Origin of the sequence: Sphingobacterium sp. Lzh-3 (assembly GCF_046764375.1) — a bacterium.
Classification (GTDB): Bacteria; Bacteroidota; Bacteroidia; order Sphingobacteriales; family Sphingobacteriaceae; genus Sphingobacterium.
In genome coordinates, this window is the sequence record NZ_CP177226.1 from 5438217 (window position 1) to 5457158 (window position 18942).

Consider the following 18942-nt stretch of genomic DNA (forward strand, 5'->3'; position numbering starts at 1 on the left):
ATGGACGTTAATTACGTTGGTGAGCACCTGCTGCCAGGGCAGATCGGACAATTTTTTATTGTACTTTCTTTTGGTGCTGCACTTCTATCCTTTATCAGTTACTTTTTTGCAACAAAATACCCTGAAGAGAATTCATGGAAAAAAATTGCACGTATTGCCTTTTGGACTAATGCGGTCTCCGTAGTGGCGATTGGTGCAACTTTATTTTATATTATATACAATCATCTTTTTGAATATAATTATGCTTGGGCACACTCGTCCAAGACACTCCCTACGTACTATATCATTTCCAGTTTTTGGGAAGGTCAGGAGGGTAGTTTTTGGCTCTGGATGTTCTGGCAAACAGTATTAGGTTCTGTTTTGCTGTTTAAAGCAAAAAGCTGGGAATCGTCTGTCATGACTTTCGTCATGTTATGCCAAGCATTTTTAGCTTCCATGATTATTGGTGTGGAAATATTCGGTCTGCGTATCGGTAGCTCCCCGTTTATTCTATTGCGTGAAGCAATGGATATTCCGATCTTTAGAGAAGCTAATTATCTTTCACTTATCACCGACGGTAATGGTTTGAACCCTTTGCTTCAAAATTACTGGATGGTGATTCACCCACCAACCCTGTTCCTTGGCTTTGCGTCGATGATTGTTCCTTTTGCTTATGCAACAGGTGCTCTTTGGACCAAACGTTACAAAGAATGGATCAATGCAGCACTTCCTTGGGCTTTATTTGCCGTGATGATTTTAGGTGCAGGTATTATCATGGGTTCATTCTGGGCTTACGAAGCACTTAACTTCGGTGGCTTCTGGGCATGGGATCCGGTAGAAAATGCATCAATTATTCCTTGGTTTACCCTGATTGCTGCTGTCCACGTCATGATTGCTTACAAGAATTCAGGTCACTCTTATTTCACCGCTACATTTTTGGCGATGATCAGCTTTGTACTTGTTATCTATGCATCTTACCTGACACGTAGTGGTGTCCTTGGAGAGACTTCTGTACACTCCTTCACCGATCTGGGAATGAGCGGACAGTTGATCTTATTCAATGTTGTCTTTTTGGTTATCATGGTGGTATTTCTTACGGTCAAAAAGAAAGAGATGCCCATCACAGAAAAGGATGAGGATATCTATTCAAGAGAATTCTGGATGTTTATTGGCGCCTTGGTATTGACTGTCGCATGTGCACAGATCATTGCCTCGACATCAATTCCAGTGTTCAACAAGATCTTTGGCACCAAGGTAGCTCCACCTTTGGATCCGATCCAACATTATAACAAGTGGCAATCGGGTTTTGCAGTGATCGTTATGATCTTAACCGGATTTACACAATTCTTAAAATACAAACGTACCGATAGCCGCAAGTTTTTGGCTTCTACCGTAGCATCGTTAGTTGTGTCTCTCATTCTAACGGCTGCTGTCGTCTATTTTACAAAGACTTATACCAACCTGATCTATATTTTGATCACCTTCGCAAGTATTTTCTGTATTTTGGCGAATATCCGCGTATTGGGTGATGCTGTCAAAGGTAAATGGAAGCTGGCCGGCTCTTCGGTAGCCCATATCGGCTTTGGATTACTACTTATCGGTGCCATGGTGGCTGCAGCAACCAACGAGGTCATCTCGGTCAACAACACAGGTTACATTGCTGTATCGGGATTTGACAAAGTAGAGAAACCTGGCGACAACTTATTCTTGACCGAAGGTGAACCTGTACAAATGGGGGAATACAAAATAACCTATATCGGTGATAGCATTGTGGCTCCAAATACGTTTTATAAAATAAAATACGAGCGGATCGACGAAGAAACAGGTAAAGTGAAGGAGCATTTTGTGCTACAACCTTTTGCACAAAACAACGCGAAAATGGGCGGTTTGATTGGTACTCCTGCGACCAAACATTATGTTACGCACGATGTTTATACGCTGATTACCGCCGCTGCAGCTGAAAGCCAAGCAACGCATGCGAAAGTTCCGGCAGAAGACAAAACTGGTTTCGAAGACTATGAGGAGCCGGCAACGTATCAGGTAAATATCGGTGATACCCTACGCTACCGCAATGGATATTATGTCATTGAAGGCTTAAACAAAGAGGCTCACCTCGAGAAAATTCCAAAAGGTCCTAGTGATGTCATGGTTGGATTGAAAATAAAAGTATTTTCGGCCGACAACAAACAGTATGAGGTACAACCAATCTACTTAATTAAAGACGGTGGTGTTTATGACTTCAATAAAGATGTCAACGAGCAAGGACTTAAATTCAGATTTACGGGAATTAAACCTGACAAGGATAAACTGGAAATCATGGTTTATCAAAAGCCGCTTCCAGAAAAGAAATGGGTGGTATTTAAAGCCATTAAATTCCCATACATCAACTTTTTCTGGTGTGGAACGATTGTCATGACCATCGGCTTTATCATGTCCATTGTGAGAAGAAATAAAGAGGAGAAACGAAAAGCACTTAAATAATGAACATTGTGATCTTAGGAAGCGGTAATGCCGCTACGCATTTTGGACAACAGTTTCAAAAAACAGGACAGCATATCGTTCAGATCTACAGTAAAACAAAGGCCAATGCAGATGCATTGGCCTTTGTTTTTCATTGCCCAGCAATTGACCAACTATCTGAACTAGACCTACATGCCGATCTTTATCTCATTGCCGTTACCGATCAGGCCATTGTATCGCTGGTAGAAGCGCTACCAAAAGATTTAAAAGGAATTGTTATCCATTGTTCGGGCGCAACGGATATATCTGTACTGACTAGATTTAAAAATACAGGAGTCCTCTATCCGCCACAGTCGCTGTCCAAAAATAAAGCAGTCGATTTCTCGACCGTCCCACTTTGTGTTGAAGGTAACACCGATGAAAATAGTGCCGCGCTACTTCAGCTTGCACAGACATTTGCACCGAAGAGTATCTATTGTAACTCAACGCAACGCTTAGCCATTCACTTGGCCTCGGTCATGGTCAACAATTTCACTAACATCCTTTATCAGATGGCCTATGAGCTCTTAGCAGAAAACGACTTGTCCTTTGATCTAATCAAACCAATCATCCTGGAAACGGCAGAAAAAGTGCAAAATCATATTCCAATAACAGTTCAGACAGGTCCGGCGATCCGACAGGACAGCACAACAATGCAAAAACATTTGCAATTTATTAGCAATAAACCAGATTTACAGCAAATCTATCAACTTTTGTCGCAGGAGATTACTAAAAGAAAATAGTTTGTTAGAAACGGTTATAAACTTATCAAAACTTACCTCCAAGGGCTAAATATATCCATTTACTTCAGGAACTTTAGTACATTTGCTTCGTCCAAAAGCGCATTTTGGAATGCTAATTGAGTAATAAAATAATCAGTTGGGCTAAACATTAAAATAGCGAATTAAAACTAAACAATCGTATTTTCTATGGAAGTTAGAAAACTCATTCTTTCAATAATGATTGTGATTAATTTAATCATTGTATCATTTGGATTTATATTTACATCAAGCTGGTTTTGGCTGCTTATCATCCCATTTCCATTGCTATTGATCGCGTTATACCATAGTTTCCAGACCAAACATGCCATCCTACGCAATTATCCCTTAGTTGGATATTTCCGTTATATCTTCGAATCTATCCGTCCTGAGTTGAGACAATATTTTTGGGAATCGGATATGGATGGACGTCCTTTCAACAGAAGACAGCGTTCGATCGTATACCAACGTGCAAAAAATCAACGTGAAACTGTAGCATTTGGTATGCAGACCGATCCACAGGCAGTCGGGAACGAATGGGCTGCACACTCTGTTTTCCCTTGCCATATCGAAAACCACGACCTGCGCACCACTGTTGGAAATGCAGCCTGTAAAAAACCTTATAGCTTAAGTGTGTTCAACATCTCGGCAATGAGTTACGGTGCGTTGAGTAAAACAGCGATAACGGCATTAAATAAGGGTGCTGCACTTCAAAACTTTGCACACAATACCGGCGAAGGGGGAATCAGCGATTACCACAACAATGGGGGTGATTTAATCTGGCAGGTGGGTACAGGTTATTTTGGGTGCCGTAATAAGGAGGGAAAATTTGATCCGGAACTTTTCCGAGAAAAATCCAATCGTGAAAACGTGAAGATGGTCGAATTGAAACTTTCGCAAGGTGCTAAACCCGGTCATGGGGGTATCCTTCCAGCGGCAAAAAACACCCCAGAGGTCGCGGCTATTCGTCACGTCATTCCAGGAACAGATGTGATGTCGCCTCCAGCACATAGCGCTTTCTCCTCACCGACTGAAATGATGCACTTCATACAACAGCTGCGCGAGCTATCGGGTGGAAAGCCTATCGGTTTCAAAATTTGTATCGGCGATAAACATGAGTTTATCGACATCTGTCACGCCATGCAAAACACGCAGATCTTCCCTGATTTTATCTCCGTAGATGGATCAGAAGGTGGTACAGGAGCTGCGCCACTAGAGTTTACAGATAACCTAGGGATGCCATTATACGATGCATTGGCATTTGTAACGAAAACCTTGATTGCTTTTGGTTTGAAAAAACATGTTAAAGTTATCGTATCCAGCCGTATTGTAACGGGTTTCGATATCTTAAAAGTTATTGCCTTAGGCGCAGATGCATGTTATAGTGCTCGCGGTATGATGTTCGCTTTAGGTTGTATTCAAGCACTTAAGTGTAATGAAGACGTTTGTCCGGTTGGAGTTGCCACGCAACAGCCGCATTTATACAAAGGACTCGACGTAAATGATAAATATGTACGCGTAGCTCAGTTCCACCGCAACACATTACGTGCTACAGTCGAAATTATGGAAGCTTGTGGTTTCAAAACACTTTCGGATGTATCGGCTGATAAATTCTATCGTAAGGTAGATGCTATCCGGACACTAAGTTTTCAGGAAATCTATTTCGGAACTGAAGGTAAATTGGTCAATAGCCACACAGATTTCGAAAGCAAACTTTTCGAAGATTAACTGCTAGAAATTCATATAAAAAAGGTCCCCTATGTTGAATACATAGGGGACCTTTTTTATACCCTGATAGTTCCCTTATAAAATAACCCCCACTAAGTATCTTTATTTCAAATTAAATAATACGCGATGCAGAATGGTATTTGACAAGGCAATTTGATCGTCGGCTAATCCCCCTAAAGCCTGTTCAATGGTATTTTTTGCCTGCTTCATTCCTTCATCCTTCATCTTTCGTCCGGTTTTTGTTAAGTAGATCAGATTGGACCTTCTGTCGTTTTTATCATTGACGCGGATCACTAGATTTACCCGTTCAAGGTTATTAATTAATCGCGTGACACTCGGCTTATCTCGAAATGTACGAATAGCGAGTTCCTGCTGGGTTAGCCCCTCCTCTACCCACAGGTTATACATGATACTCCATTGTTCAGAAGTAATGCTTAACCCGGCCTCCTTGAGATTACGTTGTAATCTCCGCATAACTGCAATTGAGTATTTTCCCGTTAGGAAATTATAAAAATACTCTTGTGATACTAAATCTTGGTCTAACATATGAATAATGGTTATGGTTGTTTACGCAACTTATTGCAATAATAAAACGTCGTCTTTCATATAATTTGAGAAAAAGCTAAACGTATTTTGGCTAATAGTTAGCCTAAATTACGCTTTAATCTAACTGTCTCAAACAAAATTTTATCAACATGTCACCAGTAGATGTTGATAAATCATAACAATTTGATTTATACTAGACTGAATTTAACAAATAAAAAGGAGACAAACAAAATAAATGCTTGCAATTATACCTAATTTAGAGCGTGTTACCCGATTGTAAAAGAATCGGAGTCTTTTAAGAAAGGAAATTTCTCCCGTGCTTCCAACAGATCATTCGGATTTAAGGTAAATGTATACAAGTCCTCGTCTTCTGGCTTATAATACACCACATCACCAAGTGGAGAGATACACATAGAACCACCTGAATAGTAAATATCATTACCATCATGCCCAACCCGGTTTACTCCAACAACGTAAGCTTGATTTTCTATCGCACGTGCTGGTATGAGGGCTCTCCAATGTGCAGAACGCTTATCCGGCCAGCTGGCCGTATACACTAAAATATCATAGGCGCCATTTTGATTTTTAGACCAGACGGGGAATCTAAGGTCATAACAGATCATTGGGCAAATTTTCCATCCTTTGATATCCACCAGGATACGTTCATTTCCTGGTTCGAAGTACTCACTTTCTTTAGATAGTCCAAACAGGTGGCGTTTATCATATTTTACATATTTACCATCTGGAAACATCCACACAAAGCGATTATAGTATTTGCCACCTTCTTCGATAATCAAGGAACCGGCAACAACACAGTTAAGCGAACTCGCCATCTCAAATAGCCATCTTGTTGTAGGGCCATTTGCCGGCTCTGCACATTTTTCGACATTATTCGTGAAGCCTGTATTAAACATCTCGGGGAGAATAATAACATCCGTTTTCTCGCGCAATGAGGAAAGTCTCAACGCGAGATTATTTAGATTCTTCTCTATATTTTCCCAGAATAGATATGCTTGAAATACGGTGATTTTTAAAGGCTCCATGAACGTAATCTAAAAATTTATTTAATTATTTTATTACAAAACAACCATTTAATGGCAAGATACGAATTTTAATAGAATTTATACTTATTGCTGTCTCACCAAAAGGTTATTTGCTAAGACTAATAACGCTTCTTTACGATCATTTGGTACATTCAACGCCGCCATTTTTTCAAATGCCCGTTGTGTATAAATATCTTTCAATTCGTCGGCAGCGGTTTTAATCGCATACTTCTCGTATAATGCAAGCATATCACCAACTTTTGAAGGGGCAGTCTCCATAGAAGCGTCCAATAAGTGCTGAAGGACAATCTTATCTTCGTCCGAAATTACGGCCATCAACTTCACCAATAAAAAGGTCTTTTTATTGATCATAATATCACCGCCAACGATCTTTCCAAAAGTGTCTGGATCTCCGTAAGCATCCAGGATATCGTCCTGTAATTGAAACGCCAAGCCTACATTCTCGCCAAAATCGTAAATCAGCTGCTGTTGTTGTTCATCTGCTCCAGATAAAATAGCCCCCAACTGTAATGCTCCGCCCAGTAATACTGAAGTCTTCAAACGGATCATCTCGAGATATTCAGGCATAGTCAGCGAATCCCGACTTTCATAATCCATATCCAATTGTTGGCCTTCACACACTTCCATGGCTACTTTACTCAAAATTTTCAATGTCGCAGGCAGGTAAATCGGATTACACTTTGAGATTTCCTCATAAGCTTTGACCAACAATCCGTCTCCAGACAGTATGGCAATATTAGCATCCCACTTTTCGTGAACTGTCGTTTTACCTCTTCTTAAAGGAGCCTTATCCATCAGATCATCGTGGATCAGTGAAAAGTTGTGAAAAAACTCCACTGCCTTGGCAGCAGGGATAATTTCATCCATCTCTTGCATACCGAATAATTCGGCAGCCATTAATGTCAGCACCGGTCGAACCCTCTTTCCGCCCAAAGTCAATATATACCGTATCGGATCATATAAATTTGATGGTGTTTCAGGAAATTGACTTGTCTCTATCGCCGCTATCACGAGTTGTTGTAAATGTTGCATATATCTTTACGATCGAATCTTGCGAATATAGCAATAATCATATAGAAATGGCAATTTTGTCCCCTTAAAGGAAGTCCTCCCAAAATTGTACATTTGTATAAGTCTTTTATTATGCGCATACTGATTATCCATACATTTTATCAAGATCCTGGTGGTGAAGACACTGTATTCCAGCAGGAATCATCCCTCCTAGCACAAGAACATGAAGTTCAAACGCTAACCTTTCAAAACAAAAAGGGCTGGCAAGGTGCATTACAGACAATAGGATCTTTTTGGAATATTTGCGCTGCTCAACGTGTCAAAAAAATAATTCAGACGTTTAAACCGGACATTGTTCACGTTCACAACACCCATTATGCAGCAGGACCGATTATCGTGCGTACGATTGCAAAACTCGGCATCCCCCAGGTCATGACCTTGCATAACTTCCGTTTGCTATGCCCTTCAGCTACGCTTTACCACCACAACCATCTCTTTCTGGACTCCCTTCAAGAGGAGTTTCCTTGGACGGCCATTCGGCAAAAGGCATTCAATAATTCCACAGTCAAAACATTTCTTCTGGCTTTGAATTATTGGTTTCACCGTAAAATTGGGACTTGGGAAAAGGTTAATCGTTACATTAATTTAAGTTCCTTTGCGAAAAAAATATTTGTAGAATCGACTTTGCGTCTTTCACCCAGTAAATTTGCGGTTAAACCAAACTTTGTCTTCCCTGCCACAATAGGCCCGCAAGTTACACAGCCCTACTTCATTTACGTTGGTCGTCTTTCGGAAGAAAAAGGGATATTGAATCTGATCGATGCTTTAATCGGAACAGATTTTCAACTACAGCTAATTGGTGGCGGTCCGCTCGAAGAGGAGGTCCTGAGAAGAATTAAAGATCAGCCGAACATTTCCTACCTAGGCTTTAAAAAGAGGTCCGAAATACTTCCCCTGATAGCCAAAGCGCAGGCACTACTCGTACCATCGATTTGTTTTGAAGGTATGCCGATCACGATTCTCGAGGCTTATTCAGTCGGAACAGCTGTGCTCTGCTCGAATCTAGGGCCACTACCCGAACTGATCATTCCGGGCAAAACAGGACAGCTATTCGATCCCCACGACAAAAACGATATCATCCGCTGTTTGACAACGTGGAGTGCCAAAACACCAGATGAAAAAGATGAGATAAGAAAGACCTGCAATGCATACTATTTTCGTAATTTTACTCCTGAAATAAATAAAGAAGAATTACTAGCGATCTATCAGGGCGCTATTCACGATAAAAAACTGAATAAATGAGTATCATCGTATTAGATAAACTGGGTTTAGCACCACAAATCCAGGCGGTACTGGAAACGATTTATGATCCTGAACTGAAACCCGCAAATATTGTGGATTTGGGACTTGTCTACGAAATCATTACAAAGGAAGAGGGCATTGCAAAGATCGTGATGACACTGACTGCTCCGGGCTGTCCGGTGGCTGGTGAGATCATGAATGAAGTTCAGGAAAAAGTTGCGGCCGTAGAAGGTATAAAAGAGGCATTGGTCGAATTGACATTTGATCCACCTTGGACCAAAGACATGATGTCTGAAGAAGCAAAGCTAGAATTAGGATTTTTGTAAAATTCAATAGCTCATACAAGCAAAGGAGGATCCTACAGTACTGTAGGATCCTCCTTTGCTTGTGACCACTCATTTAAGAGCGACTCTATCATCCAGAAGCGCTAAGTGGTCTGATTATTTTCTAAATCGCTCAACTTTTTCAAAGGCTTTGCACTATTGGCATCTGCACCGAAAAGTAATTTCCACAGATTACGTGACTCTTTGGTCAATAGTGGAGATACAATGGAAAGAATAAGTACATACACAACCACAAAGGATTGAATAACGGGTAATAAAGCCCCTGCTTTACCAATATTCGCCATGATAATGGAAAATTCTCCCCGCGCAGACAGGGTAAAGCCGATATCAAAAGAAGTTTTGGGTTTCATACCCGAAAATTTAGCTGCAAAATATCCCGATGCAAGATTCCCCATTACCGTTACCACTGCTGCAATCGAAGCCCAAAATACGGCACCTCCAAGGGACATAATATCAATAGATAATCCGAAACTAAAGAAAAACATCGCTCCAAAAAAGTCCTTATAAGGCAGTACCATCGATTCAATCTTTTTAATGTATTGCGAATCTGCCAACACCAAGCCAGCCATCAATGCCCCAATAGCCTCCGCAACATGGATGGTTTCAGAAAAACCTGCCACAATAAAAAGTAAGGCAAAGATGATCAATATAAATAATTCGGAGGTTTTCTCCTTCAATAAGCGATCAATCGCAGGCACCAGTTTTCTACCCAAAATCAAAAAGGCCAATATAAATCCCAAGGCCAGTAAGGACGTTCCAGCTACCGTCCAAAACGAACTGCTTCCGGTCAGTATCAAGCCTGAAAGGAAAGAGATGTGCATCGCGATAAACAGATCATCGAACATAATCATGCCCATGATGACCTCCGTCTCGGGGTTGGCCGTGCGTTTAAGATCTGTAAGAACCTTTGCAACAATAGCCGTGGAAGAACTTGTCATGATACCGCATAAGACCATCATCTCCTTAAATGGCATATCCATTAGCCATCCGATCAACAAGCCAGAGGTAAAGTTCAATAAAACATAAATTGTCCCGCCTGTGACAATTGCTTTACCGGATTTAATAAGGCGATTGACCGAAAACTCAAGGCCCAAGTAGAACAGCAGGAATAATACGCCCAACCGTCCCATGAAATCTATAAAGGGTTTACTCTCTGTAAATGTTAAATCCACCAGACCAACCTGCGGAGCGTGCTGTCCCAAAACCATTCCTATAATAATGAAAAATGGAATAACAGAAAACTTAAGCTTATTGGCGATTAGGCCAACAATGGCAACAAGTCCTACAGCGATTCCAATTTCCAGAATTAAGGTATGTGATAGCATAAATTACAGTAAAATTTCCTTTAAAAGTTTAATATTATTCTTCTTCCCCGCGATGACAAGGGTTGTACCCGGGCTAATCAAATAAGACGGTCCCGGATTGATAACCGTATCATCATCCCGTATTCCAGCAATAATCGATGCACCTGTACGTTGGCGAACTTCCAGCTCTCCAATTGTCTTTCCGGCCCCTTCATTTTTACCTTCCACTTTGTACCATTCAATACGCAAATCGTCCAAAGCAACTTCAATTGTCTCCAACGCTTTAGGTTTGTAGGACAAGCCACCGATAATACCCGCGATCTGACGGGATTCATCGTCATTAAGTGTCATAACGCAACGTGACTCGTGCTCCTCGTCATCATAGCGATAAAGTTCCCGTCTGCCATCGTCATGGATAACAACAACCATATTGTCTCCCGCATCGGTTTCAATTTGAAATTTTTTTCCAATTCCAATCAGATCGGACTCTCTTACAATAGACATAATCTTCTATTTAAATAAATACTAATAATATAAGCTTCATAACGTTGTTTACAACAATTACGAAAACAAGCTAAAGGTTCTTTCTATCAAAAAACAAAGACGTTTAGAAAAAACAGCATCAGCCCTTAGCTACTAAAACACAAATTTACCCAAAAAATCAATCTTAAACGAATCCGCTGGTATCTGACGGGATGGGCTACAAAGACCAAATTACCCCAAAATACTAAAAAAAGAGCAGAAAAACGACCCTTTTGATCGATATCTTCCTTTTTTTCGACGTATGGCATCTTGATGACACAACTGCACAACAATAAATGCGTTCGACGTATACATGTTATTAACGATCGGAATTTCTCGCCGAAAAAATCAGCTTTAATTCGCTCCAATTTTCATTACAAAGCCCCATTTCTATAACGTTTTCGTAGTTCGTGCAATCGTTTGTTCCAAGAAGCAATAGAATTGTCAACGCTTTATTTCTTTATAATTGCCGCATTAAACACTTACTGAATCTAAATTACACACCTATGGTCAAAAAGAGTCATCTCATCCTGCTGACACCCTTATCAATCTTGTCATTAGCGGCACCTATTTACGGGGTAGCAAATCCACGTAATTTGGTTGCAATATCCAGTCGTTCACCCTTCCAGCAAGTCGTCTCCGGAAAAGTTGTTGATGAAACGGGGAAACCAATAAGCGGTGTTACCGTTTCTGAAAAAGGCAAAGCAGCAGCGACGACAACCAATCAAGACGGTATCTTCTCACTGAACGTCAGTTCAAAAAGTGCCATCCTAACATTTAACTCGATCGGATTTACGGCGAAAGAAGTCTCCGCAGCACAAGCAGCACAAATAACCTTGACCAAATCCGAGGATGTTTTGGATGAAGTTGTGGTCGTAGGTTATGGTAAACAGAAAAAGAGCGATTTGACAGGAAGTATCGCTACAGTGGAAGCAAAATCCCTGGAACGAATAAATTCACCGAATGTCGTCGATAAACTTCAAGGTAAGATTTCCGGTCTGGCGATCAATTCCGGTTCAGCAAAACCTGGCGAAACAGCTTCTATCAATATCCGCGGTGAGAACTCGATCTCGGCGTCCAATGCACCCCTAATTATCCTGGATGGAATCCCTTTTAGTGGTTCCCTAGGCGACATCTCCTCCAATACAATCGCCAGTATTTCGGTATTAAAAGATGCTTCGTCTACTGCAATCTATGGTTCAAGAGCGGCAAATGGTGTCATCCTCATCACCTCAAAAAAGGGTGCCGCAGGGAAAGCACGCATCAATTATAACGGCTATTTTGGGGTTCAAAGTGTAGAACGCCGCCTTAAATTGATGAACGGTCCACAGTACATCCAATTTATGCGTGATTACCAGGCTTCGAAAGGAAAAACCGGCGATCAGCTCAACCCAGAAAATTATCTTTTTGCCAACGTATTGGAACAATACAAAAAAGGGGAAGAAGTCAATTGGCAGGACGAAGTATTCAATAGTGGCGCTCCCATTCAGGAACATCAACTCAGTTTTTCGGGTGGAACAGATAAATCCGATTATTATGCATCTGTAAGCTACCTAAATCAAGATGGTGTGGTAAAAAACACGCCCTACGAAAGATATAATGTCAATCTAAACCTCAACCAAAGTTTAAGCTCCTGGTTAAAGTTAGGAATGACCATGCAGGCTTCCCAAGGGAACCGTGACGGCGTACAACCCAACCTCGAAAGTGTTGTAAAGCTTTCCCCTTACAGTAAAAACCGTGATGCCGATGGCACTGCTGTAACGTACCCGATGTACGCACAAACCTTGTGGGCACACCCTTTCGCAGACGAAAAAGGTCAATGGGATCAGACCAGAAGAACGGTCTATGCAAATACTTGGCTTGATGTAAAACTCCCTATTGAAGGATTAAGTTTCAAAACCACATTCGGAACCAACTACCGAAATATAAATGAAAACTTCTACTATGGTTCAAATACGGTTACAGGACGTGGCGTGAATGGTACCGGATCAATTTACAATGAGCATTTTTGGGACTGGACCTGGGAAAATCTCTTGACCTATGACCGCACCTTTGGTGACCATAAGATCAATGTCGTGGGCCTCTATTCTTCCCAGAAAACAAATCTAAAAACTTCTAAAATGAATGGAGACGATTTTGTATCAGATGCCGGATATAACAACATGGCTTCTGCGTCTAAAAATCTCAAGATCGAATCCAACCTTCAAAACACAGCAATGATTTCCTACATGGGAAGGATCAACTATGCTTTTAAAGACCGTTACCTATTAACGCTGACTGGCCGTTCGGATGGTTATAGTGCATTTTCTATTAACAACCGGTATGCTTTTTTCCCATCCGTTGCAGGTGCCTGGGTGGTTTCTAAAGAAGGAAATGTGCAGGACTATTTCGACTTGTTAAAACTTCGTGTTTCTTATGGTAAAAATGGAAATCAGGCCGTATCACCTTATCAAACTTACGACCGTCTGACCAACGTCGATTATATCTATGGTCTTGACCCAGTCAAAGGACTTGTGATGAATTTCAATGGACGCGGAAGCAATCTAACTTGGGAAACGACAGCTTCATTAAACCTTGGTTTAGATTTTGGTATTCTCAAAAATAGACTTTCAGGAACGATCGACTACTACTCCTCAAAAACATCGGATCTTTTATTAAGTGAACAGGTTCCTGTCATGAATGGCTATAACACCATTTTGACCAATATCGGTGAAACTTCCAACAAAGGGATAGAAGTTACCTTGAATGCCATACCTGTCAAAAATGACAATTTCCAATGGAATGTAAATACGACCTTTGCCTATAACAACAATAAAATCACCAAACTGCGCGCTGACGGAAAAGATGATTTGACCAATGCCTGGTTAATCGGAAAGCCTATCCGTATTTTCTACGATTATAAAGTCATTGGTGTATGGCAAGAGGGCGACGACATCGCAAACTCCTATCAACCTAAAGCGAAACCTGGCGATGCCAAGTTAGCCGACCTTAACAACGACGGTAAAATCGATGCCAATGACCGTACCGTGATGGGGAACAAAATATCGCCTTATACACTCGGTATTGGCAATGATTTCACCTATAAAAATTTCTCCCTGTCGTTCTTTATGAATGGGGCATTTGGTGGAACGAAAGTCGATGATTTCAAAAACATTGAACGTTTCTTACCTAACAACGGCGCCAATTATCTCGCTGACATGCCTTACTGGACACCGGAGCGTACAAACACAGATATCCCATCTCCTGGATACACGCCTGTAAACAACCATACGTATTACATCAATTCGGCCTACTGGCGGATTAGAGACTTTAGCTTGGGCTATACCTTTGATGGCGATTTTCTAAAAAGATTGAATCTCTCTTCCATTAAAGCATTTATTAACGCCCGTAACCTCTATACATTCTCCAAAATCAAAGGTTACAACGTAGAGGCATTGAGCGTAAGTTCGACCACAGGTAATCCAACAACGACAAATATTGCTAGTCCTTATCCTGTTGCGAGAACATTCTCATTGGGAGTAAATGTCCAATTCTAAACACATCAAGATCATGAAGAAAAGAAATACAACTTTATATACAATTCTAGCTGGCCTAGGCTTACTTTTTACAAGCTGCAGCAAGAACTTCTTAAATGAAGACACCAGCAGCTTTCAGTCACCTGATAATACCTATATCAATACGAAAGGCTTCGAAACTGGACTAAACGGTCTATACTCTTATGCCCGCATGGAATTCCTGACCTGGAACGGTAGTATCTTTTCCCAAGGAGCAACTCCGCAAGAAGCACTACAGGTCGGAACTGATATTGTTGCTATCAAAACCACAGGTACAGACGCTACATTGGCTCCATTCAGCAATTATACGCTAAATCCTGCTTCGTCTTATGTCCGCAATTATTGGAAATATGCCTACGGATTTATTGGTAATACCAATACCATCCTCGAGGCTTTAAAAAAGGATGGCATTAGCTGGACTGACAAGGACAACGATCCAAAACGTGTGGAAGCAACGGCTCGTTTCTTTCGTGCCTATAGTTATCGCTACTTAGTCAACCTGTACGGCGATGTGCCTTGGGTAGACAAGGTATCCGAAACACCGCGTCGTGATTTCACGCGTACACCGAAAGCTGAGATCTTGACACATATGATTGAAGACCTTAAGTACGCGAGCGAAAACCTGCCCGACAATCCAGGAACAATTCAGGAAGGTAAATTGACGAAATGGGCTGCTTTCCACTACCTGGCAGAAGCATATATCGAAGCTGGACAGCCTGATTTAGCTGCAGAAGCTGCCAACAAAGTGATTCAAAGTGGCTACTTTAAATTGAACGATCAACGTTTTGGCGCCGAAAAAGATAAACCTGGGGATTATTTCCACGATATGTTTATCGAAAACAATCAAAATCGCGGTTCCGGCAATCAAGAAACGATCTGGGCTATCCAATTGGAATACAATACACAAGGGGGCGGCGACCGCTACACCGATTGGAGTAAACGTGCCTGGGTACCTTTCTATTCACAACAAAAAGGATTTGCTTTGGCCGACTCACTTGGTGGAAGAGGGCTTGGGCACGTGCGCCCTTATCAATGGTGGCTAGATAGCTATGAAAAACAAGATGTCAGAAATTCATCTTTCAATATCAAACGCGATTGGTATTATAACGATCCCTCCGTCCCTGAACTTTATGGCAAGAAGATCGTACTTACCGACGCGATCAAAGAATCAGGTAATGTATTCCCGACAACAACCAAATTTTTCTACGGAAAGACCGCTGTTGACCCTGCATTTGAAGGAAATATGAAGGACCGTGTGAAAGTACGTTTGGCAGAGACTTACCTGCTATTGGCTGAAGCATACTGGCGCGCCAATAAACCGGCACAAGCTAAAGACGCCATTAATGCTGTCCGTGCCCGTGCAAAGGCATCATTAATCGATGCAGCAGCAATCAATGCTGATTTGATTCTCGACGAACGCGCCCGGGAGCTTATTGGTGAGGAAATGCGCCGTATGACCCTTGCCCGCTTTGGTGAGGATATCTTTTTACGCCGCGTGCAAACATTAAACACACAATCAAAAAATGTGGTGAAAAAAGAATTTATTCTTTGGCCTATTCCACAAGAAGTTATAGACAGTAACACTGGTGCAGCCTTCCCACAAAATCCGGGATACTAAACCTTCCAAAAACCTCCATGTTCCTAAAAGGTCATGGAGGTTTTTCCTTTATAACTTTGCGTCAACCAGCTTATAGGTCCCATCTTCCCGGATCTGACTACGGCCAATGGTTATATTCTTAGAATGATAAAACAAAAAAATCCAGCCTGCTGGCGCGCCTTCTGCCCAATACTCCTGACGCAAGGCTTTGGAGCGCCGACCATCGAAATCATATTTGGCGACATAATTATGGAAAATTTCTTCAGGCTCAGGTAATACATCTCCGCCAAAGAAATAGTGCTGATCATCCGTTTGAATATGAAATGCCTGATGATGTGCGGTATGTCCACCATTGAGCGCATAGCTGATTTCATCATTTATTTTTCCTTCACCTTCCACCAGTACCAAATTTCCACTGCGTTGAATCACATCAAAAATCTCGGTCCTGTATGAACTGGAGATGCCTGAATAGGCGTCTTCCCATTCGCCACGTTGAACAATATATTCGGCTTCAGGAAATGCGATACGTCCAGTTCCGTTTTCAAATGTGACCATCCCACCGGCATGATCCTTATGAAGGTGGGACATCAGTACATATTTTACATCTTCGGGTCTAAAGCCAGCCTTACGGATATTATGATGCAGCTGTAGCACAGCACTGTCATCGGTATAGCCAAGACCGGTATCACAGAGAACAAGTCCGGCATTCGTTTGGATCAAGAAGGGATGGACATGGATAAACATCGCCCCCGGTCGGTCCTTAGGGTCGTCTAGAAGTGGGTCAAAGGGAATAAATTTTCTACTCTTGTCTACGGAAAAAGAACCTTCATATAAAGAATAAGCCTGCACCATATTTAAAACATTGGGAATATGCACGTTAAGCAACAGCGGATCAATACCGGGTTTAGGAATTAGGTAAGTCCAGCCTTAAAACGTATATTTACACTTAAAATATTGTGCAAAGATATGCAAAAAAGGTGGGTACTAAAATCTAAAACTGATGTCAAAATAACCAACAAACTGCGCGAGGAATTAAACATCAACACTGTATTGGCAGAGTTGCTCGTGAGCAGGGGAATTGAGACTTTTGACGAATCAAAGCAGTTTTTTAGACCTCAATTATCGGATTTGCACGATCCATTTTTGATGCGGGACATGGAGAAAGCCATCACCCGTATTATCCAAGCCATCGGCAACAAAGAAAAAATTCTGATCTATGGAGACTATGATGTGGACGGTACCACAGCGGTAGCCGTTGTTTATAGTTTTTTCAGGGAATTTCATAGCCAGCTGGAGTTTTATATACCAGACCGCTATGCCGAAGGTTATGGCATCTCTACACAAGGCATCGACTATGCCGCAGCAAATGGTTTCAGCTTAATTATTGCATTGGACTGCGGTATCAAGGCAGTCGATAAAATAGACTACGCAAATAGCAAAGGAATTGATTTTATCATTGGCGATCACCACCTTCCCGGTGAAGAACTTCCCAAAGCCTATGCCGTATTAGATCCCAAGCGTGCAGACTGTGAATATCCCTATAAAGAACTTTCAGGTTGTGGAATTGGCTTTAAGATCATTCAGGCTTTTATATTGACCAATGGCATGGATATCAATACCTGCTATCAGTTTTTGGATCTTGTGGCCGTGAGTATCGCTTCCGACATTGTTCCGATTACCGGTGAAAATAGAATACTCAGCCACTTTGGCCTTATTAAACTTAATACGAATCCCTGCGTCGGATTAAAGGCACTGATTGACTTATCAAATAATCGAACGAAGATCTTTACAGTTAACGACATCGTGTTCCAGATCGGCCCACGCATTAATGCCGCCGGCAGAATAGACCATGCCAAAGACGCCGTCAAGCTTTTGATTTCCAAATCGCTACAGGAAGCCAAAGACTTCAGTTCGAGCATAGACGATCAAAATAATGTCCGTAAAGACTTTGATCTCAAAATAACAGAAGAAGCGCTGGCACTCATTGAGGACAATGCCCTACTTAAAAGCCGCAAATCCACGGTATTGTATAAAGCCGACTGGCACAAAGGTGTCATTGGTATTGTAGCTTCCCGCCTGACCGAAAAATATTACCGTCCGACGATTATATTGACCGAAACAAATGGTCATATTGCAGGTTCCTGCCGTTCGGTACTGGGTTTTGACTTGTACGAAGCCTTAAGCGAATGCGCCGATCTATTGGAGCAATTTGGCGGTCATAAATATGCTGCCGGACTAACGATGTCCTTAGATAATGTCACCCTATTCCAAGATCGTTTTGAGGAAGTGGTATCGCGACGTATCAGCCCTGAAATGCTGACCCAAGAAATTTTGATCGATGCTAAACTAGCCTTGAAAGATATCGACGCTAAGTTCTTTCGTATTCTCCAGCAGTTTGAACCTTTCGGGCCCCAAAATGAATCTCCTATTTTCCTCAGTAAAAAGGTAAATGCAGTAGGACAAGCTTTTATTGTGGGCACCAATCACCTCAAGATGACCGTTGTTCAAGAAGACTCTCCTTCATTCGACTGTATCGGTTTTGGACTGGCAGAACATATCACACATATCAATTCTGGGCAAAGTTTCGACATCTGTTACAGCATTGAAGAGAATGTGTGGCGCAACAAAAGAAACTTACAACTAAACATCAAAGGGATTAAGTATTAGTATTGCAATAGTAAGAAGATATTAAATATATTTACACAAGATTTGATCAAGGCGTAAAACCCTCATA

At 41.5% G+C, this 18942-nt stretch carries 14 protein-coding genes; 8 read left to right on the top strand and 6 right to left on the bottom strand.

All coding sequences use genetic code 11. The features are described from left to right. The 3 genes from ACLCDV_RS22990 to ACLCDV_RS23000 all read left to right on the top strand — a co-directional run bounded on the left by ACLCDV_RS22990 (position 1) and on the right by ACLCDV_RS23000 (position 4964). The gene (locus tag ACLCDV_RS22990) at positions 1 to 2460 is read left to right on the top strand and encodes a heme lyase CcmF/NrfE family subunit (protein WP_317669472.1); all 2460 of its coding nucleotides are present in this window, start codon (positions 1 to 3) and stop codon (positions 2458 to 2460) included. After that, entirely contained in the window at positions 2460 to 3221 is a 762-nt protein-coding gene (locus ACLCDV_RS22995; protein WP_411972327.1) for a Rossmann-like and DUF2520 domain-containing protein, read from the top strand. Before ACLCDV_RS22990 ends, ACLCDV_RS22995 begins: the two co-directional genes overlap by 1 nt. A 186-nt stretch (positions 3222 to 3407) precedes the next feature. Next, entirely contained in the window at positions 3408 to 4964 is a 1557-nt protein-coding gene (locus ACLCDV_RS23000; RefSeq protein WP_075994264.1) for an FMN-binding glutamate synthase family protein, read from the top strand. A 102-nt stretch (positions 4965 to 5066) separates the two neighbouring features. Here ACLCDV_RS23000 and ACLCDV_RS23005 read toward each other — a convergent pair whose 3' ends face one another. From ACLCDV_RS23005 to ACLCDV_RS23015, 3 genes are all read right to left on the bottom strand, one after another. Then, the gene (locus ACLCDV_RS23005; RefSeq protein WP_411972328.1) at positions 5067 to 5438 is read right to left on the bottom strand and encodes a MarR family winged helix-turn-helix transcriptional regulator; all 372 of its coding nucleotides are present in this window, start codon (positions 5436 to 5438) and stop codon (positions 5067 to 5069) included. A gap of 338 nt (positions 5439 to 5776) precedes the next feature. Beyond that, positions 5777 to 6553: an amidohydrolase gene (locus tag ACLCDV_RS23010; protein ID WP_046672799.1), complete on the bottom strand. Its 777-nt coding sequence runs from the start codon at positions 6551 to 6553 to the stop codon at positions 5777 to 5779. Positions 6554 to 6637: 84 nt separating this feature from the next. Next, positions 6638 to 7606, bottom strand: coding sequence for a polyprenyl synthetase family protein (locus tag ACLCDV_RS23015; RefSeq protein WP_411972329.1), 969 nt, complete (start codon positions 7604 to 7606; stop codon positions 6638 to 6640). A gap of 111 nt (positions 7607 to 7717) precedes the next feature. Between ACLCDV_RS23015 and ACLCDV_RS23020 the strand changes: the two genes are divergently transcribed. Continuing rightward, positions 7718 to 8887, top strand: coding sequence for a glycosyltransferase family 4 protein (locus tag ACLCDV_RS23020; protein WP_411972330.1), 1170 nt, complete (start codon positions 7718 to 7720; stop codon positions 8885 to 8887). Continuing rightward, positions 8884 to 9213 carry a metal-sulfur cluster assembly factor gene (locus tag ACLCDV_RS23025; RefSeq protein ID WP_317669467.1) on the top strand — a complete coding sequence of 110 codons (330 nt, stop codon included), beginning with the start codon at positions 8884 to 8886 and terminating at the stop codon, positions 9211 to 9213. Before ACLCDV_RS23020 ends, ACLCDV_RS23025 begins: the two co-directional genes overlap by 4 nt. A gap of 101 nt (positions 9214 to 9314) precedes the next feature. Here the strand turns inward: ACLCDV_RS23025 and ACLCDV_RS23030 are convergent, their stop codons facing one another. Beyond that, positions 9315 to 10556 carry a cation:proton antiporter gene (locus ACLCDV_RS23030; RefSeq protein ID WP_317669466.1) on the bottom strand — a complete coding sequence of 414 codons (1242 nt, stop codon included), beginning with the start codon at positions 10554 to 10556 and terminating at the stop codon, positions 9315 to 9317. Positions 10557 to 10559: 3 nt separating this feature from the next. After that, positions 10560 to 11039, bottom strand: coding sequence for a cation:proton antiporter regulatory subunit (locus tag ACLCDV_RS23035; protein ID WP_046672804.1), 480 nt, complete (start codon positions 11037 to 11039; stop codon positions 10560 to 10562). A gap of 524 nt (positions 11040 to 11563) precedes the next feature. Here ACLCDV_RS23035 and ACLCDV_RS23040 point away from each other — a divergent pair. Both ACLCDV_RS23040 and ACLCDV_RS23045 read left to right on the top strand, forming a co-directional pair. Then, entirely contained in the window at positions 11564 to 14593 is a 3030-nt protein-coding gene (locus ACLCDV_RS23040; RefSeq protein ID WP_411972331.1) for a SusC/RagA family TonB-linked outer membrane protein, read from the top strand. A 13-nt stretch (positions 14594 to 14606) separates the two neighbouring features. Further along, entirely contained in the window at positions 14607 to 16229 is a 1623-nt protein-coding gene (locus tag ACLCDV_RS23045; RefSeq protein ID WP_411972332.1) for a RagB/SusD family nutrient uptake outer membrane protein, read from the top strand. Positions 16230 to 16277: 48 nt separating this feature from the next. Here the strand turns inward: ACLCDV_RS23045 and ACLCDV_RS23050 are convergent, their stop codons facing one another. After that, complete coding sequence (locus tag ACLCDV_RS23050; protein ID WP_317669770.1) at positions 16278 to 17060, bottom strand: MBL fold metallo-hydrolase; 783 nt, start codon at positions 17058 to 17060, stop codon at positions 16278 to 16280. Between the two features lie 114 nt (positions 17061 to 17174). Between ACLCDV_RS23050 and recJ the strand changes: the two genes are divergently transcribed. Continuing rightward, positions 17175 to 18875, top strand: coding sequence for a single-stranded-DNA-specific exonuclease RecJ (gene recJ, locus ACLCDV_RS23055; RefSeq protein ID WP_333577562.1), 1701 nt, complete (start codon positions 17175 to 17177; stop codon positions 18873 to 18875). Positions 18876 to 18942 lie beyond the last annotated feature (67 nt).